Source organism: Nostoc sp. DedSLP04, assembly GCF_034530775.1.
Taxonomy (GTDB): Bacteria; Cyanobacteriota; Cyanobacteriia; order Cyanobacteriales; family Nostocaceae; genus Nostoc.
In genome coordinates this window covers 15592-19109 of record NZ_JAVRCL010000026.1, presented here as the reverse complement: position 1 = coordinate 19109, position 3518 = coordinate 15592, and the positions used below count along the sequence as shown (strand labels likewise).

Annotated in this window: 4 protein-coding genes; all 4 read right to left on the bottom strand. The window is 49.0% G+C overall.

From position 1 onward, the window contains the following. A partial coding sequence (locus RMX89_RS16540) for a hypothetical protein (RefSeq protein WP_322689656.1) occupies positions 1–219 on the bottom strand: 219 nt, incomplete at its 3' end. Between the two features lie 75 nt (positions 220–294). Then, on the bottom strand, positions 295–681 hold the full coding sequence (locus RMX89_RS16535; protein ID WP_322689655.1) for a protease complex subunit PrcB family protein: 387 nt from the start codon (positions 679–681) through the stop codon (positions 295–297). Between the two features lie 49 nt (positions 682–730). Further along, positions 731–2458 (bottom strand): S8 family peptidase, encoded by a 1728-nt coding sequence (locus RMX89_RS16530; protein WP_322689654.1) that lies wholly within the window; start codon positions 2456–2458, stop codon positions 731–733. A 201-nt stretch (positions 2459–2659) separates the two neighbouring features. Further along, positions 2660–3250 carry a hypothetical protein gene (locus RMX89_RS16525; RefSeq protein WP_322689653.1) on the bottom strand — a complete coding sequence of 197 codons (591 nt, stop codon included), beginning with the start codon at positions 3248–3250 and terminating at the stop codon, positions 2660–2662. Positions 3251–3518: the final 268 nt, after the last annotated feature.

The following is a 3518-nucleotide window of genomic DNA, read 5'->3' as shown; positions in this document are numbered from 1 at the left end:
TGGCGGTCTGGAGGGACGTGGTAGCGCTTCTAACCCTGCCTGTTCAACACCTCCCTCGAAGTATGCTTCCAGCTTTTTGGCTACTTCCTCAAAAGATACACTGTCCAAGTCGGGAACTCGCTCTGCTTCAATAGCTTCTAATTCCTCTGGCACGAACTCTAGGCTCTCCAGTTCCGCCTCTGAAAAAAACTCAATTTGTTCGACTATCTGTGCTTTCATGATTTTTGCTCATGTTGTTGATGTGTGTTGAATTCAGATTGGGTGACGGTGATGTTGAGCGAACGACGCGCTGGGTTAAACGTGTTTAAAGACGACCTTGCCATCAATTTTGGGAATCCTAATTATGTGATACGGATAGGTAAGCGCCTCTGTCACGAAGTCTCCAGCACCAGGCTGGCGATGCTGAACGGTAATCGCGAGTTGCTCCTGAGTTTGGGAACCACTGGTTTCGGCACTCAGAATCTCAACTGAGTAACCGCCAGTCGGCTTTTCTCCAGCAAAAACGGCAACTACGCTGTTGCGGGTAAAATCCACTTGAGGAATGGGTGGCGGTGGCTCGGCATTAGAGGTGTGCTGTTGCCAGAGATCGATCCATCGCTCTGAGTTGTCAATCACCATTTGGCTAGCGCTTTGATAACCGCTATCACTCCCCCGTGCAATAGTTGTGAAATCAACATTCATTTTGAATTTGAACCTCCTTACTAAGTTTTCGTGCTGCTAACACAAAGTTTTAGCGCTGAAGACTGGGAACTTGATGCGTTAGCTTGTAGGAGCAAGTCTTCTTCTTGCCAGTTGGCGTCGTGAAATTGAGGTTTAAAGTGAGCTGGCATTGAGGCAACTTAAACTTTGAAGGCACTTCAATTCCAAAGTCGCGGGTTGTCTCTGCACCGACTCGCAATGTGCCATAGTCTTGTTCGGCACTCGTCACTTTCTTGCCGTCAAGCCCAAGCAGGTTAATGCCGTCAGGTCCAACCAGAGTTGCTTTCACCGCTTGCATCGTTTCGTCACCCGTGTTTCGCACAGCAATATTGACCTGTTCGCGCAGCGTCCATTCTTTAAGCGATGGAATGGCGGTGACTTTCTCTGCTTCCGCGAGCGGTTGCCCTGCTAGCTGTAACGCTTTGACGGCATCCACCAATCCCACCCCCTGGGCATTCTCATCGAATTCAGAAGAATCCAGTTTCTTGGCAGATTGCATCAGAATTTTCTTCACCTGCAAAGGTTGGAGCTTTGGATAACGCTCTAAGATCAGGGCAGCAATCCCCGCAATATGGGGGGATGCCATACTGGTACCCGACAGCCTAGTGTAGCCGCCACCCGGCTTGGCAGACATAATCAATTCACCGGGAGCTAGAATATCCGGCTTTGGTCGCTCGTCGCTCGTTGGACCCCGACTGCTAAAAGGCATGACGCTCGTACTATCGCGGTTAGACGCTCCAACCACAATCACATCCCCTCTAGCATCTGCTGGGATGGTAAGGCTTCCTGGTCCAGGTCTTTTGGTGCCTTCGTTGCCTGCGCTTTTCACTAATACTAAGCCGAGTTTCGTGGCTCGTTCAGCGGTTTCGGAAACGACGCTGTTGCCATCAAGCGTTTGGCTAAACGATCCCCAACTACAGTTGGCGATCCGTAATCGCTTCTCTTGCTGCATATCCTTCACGACATCCTCAATTGCATCGGCACCTCTCGATTCGGTCGATTCTCCGGGTTGGGTGGGAAAAATCTTATAGCTCCAGATTTCTGCCCCCGGTGCCATGCCTTTGTACTTGGAGCCATTGCCCGCGATGATGCCCGCCACATGGGTGCCATGCGGATGCGGGTTGCCCCACTCTTGCTGAGTGTAATTCTTCTTGTGAACCACACGACCCTTAAGGTCAGGATGGTTAATATCAACTTCTCCATCTAGGACGGCGACGATCACGCCTTTGCCCGTGCCAACCAGTCCTTGGGTTCTGGCTTCAACCACACCCACGCTAACAGCGCTCAGATCGAGTTCCAACTTTAGGGGCGTATCAAATTCTATTTGTTCTACATCGCTACGACTGGCAATTTGTTTAATTTCGGCAGGGGTGAGGTTGGCAACGACCGCATTCCCCAATCTTAAATGTTCGCCTGTCTCTGCGGTTGGCAACTCTTTCAAGAGTGACTCGATCGATTCATTTACCAAGCTTTCAAATTCGTCGAGATATTGGAATTCAAATTCTTCTCCGCGTTTCCGATATGAGTTATCCAAGTCCTCGAACTCGTTCAGGAAATCGTCGAACAACTTAGTTGGTTTGTAATGAACAATCACCCGCTGGCGCTTAGTAGACTCGATACCGCCATCTTCAGCCAAGATTTGATGCTCTAAAAGGTTTTCAAGTTTGTCGTCAATCTCGGCTCCCCACTGGTTGCGGACTTCGCTTGAAGCGCCATCAAGTTGCTCGTCTGTTAAGTAAAAATCATCTTCTAAAATCATGGGGTTTTGCCTCCTGTATTGATGAAATGAAAGGAAAATCAGATCGCAGCCCCCAAACTCCCTAAATCAGAAGAGAAATCGGAGGGCATATGATGCGATGCAGTTTGTCGTCAGTCATCGCCCCTCTTGAAGGAAAGTTGGTTCTTTCTCAAGCAGCAGAGGGCTTGATTAAAGCTGCACTGGCTCCTTATCAACGACGCTTCACCGTCGTGAACCCACTCTCTGTCCACCTAACACACTCTGTGCAACTGATATAGCACGAAATATCCAGGGCAAAAATTGAATAAATTCGGGCGCTTCTTCAACTTCCTCTGCTTTGACCCCAGCCTGTTTGCGAAGGGGTCCAAACAGAGCAAGAGTCACCGAAGGAACGTAGATAGGTGCCATCCAGCGGAAATAGCTGGGCAACACCTTAGCCACGCTGGGTGTCAGCAGTCGGGCAACCGCAGTTGGACCTTTGCGAGTGGCGGCTTGCAGTTTGGCACGAGTTCTAGGGTTGCTCATAATTTTCTTCACCAATTTCTTGACGATAATTGTGAAGGTTTTTAGCAACTGCTTGTTTACAGAACTGCTAGGACTGGGACGGGTGTAGCCATTGCCATAGCCATTTGCTTCCGCTCCCTCCATCAAACTCTCTAGTGATTCGACTACGCTCTCAGGATTGACATCTTCCAAGCTGATGCTCTCTATTGACTCAGTTTCAAGACCTTCCAAGTCTTCGGTTGCAAATTCTAGGCTTTCAGCATCTGCCTCGGTAAATTGTTCTATATCTGCTTCGATAGTGTATGCCATGATATTTTCCCTTTTTCAGTTGAGTTTTTTGCAAGTTTATTTTGGGGGTGACATAACAAAATGTCATTCCCCATTGAACAGAAGATCCAGTGTTAATAGTCTCTAGGACTCGTCCTAAGCCTTAGAAGTTACTAGCAAAGTCCCACTCAGGTGATGCTTCAACTTCTTCTGCTTTGACCCCAGCCTGTTTGCGAAGGGGTCCAAACAGGACACGAGTCACCGAAGGAACGTAGATAGGTGCCATCCAGCGGAAATAGCTGGGCAACAC

Excerpts from the sequence above, each read along its gene's own strand:
- RMX89_RS16525 (WP_322689653.1), bottom strand. The coding sequence starts at position 3,250 with ATGGCATACACTATCGAAGCAGATATAGAACAATTTACCGAGGCAGAT.
- RMX89_RS16535 (WP_322689655.1), bottom strand. The coding sequence starts at position 681 with ATGAATGTTGATTTCACAACTATTGCACGGGGGAGTGATAGCGGTTAT.
- RMX89_RS16530 (WP_322689654.1), bottom strand. The coding sequence starts at position 2,458 with ATGATTTTAGAAGATGATTTTTACTTAACAGACGAGCAACTTGATGGC.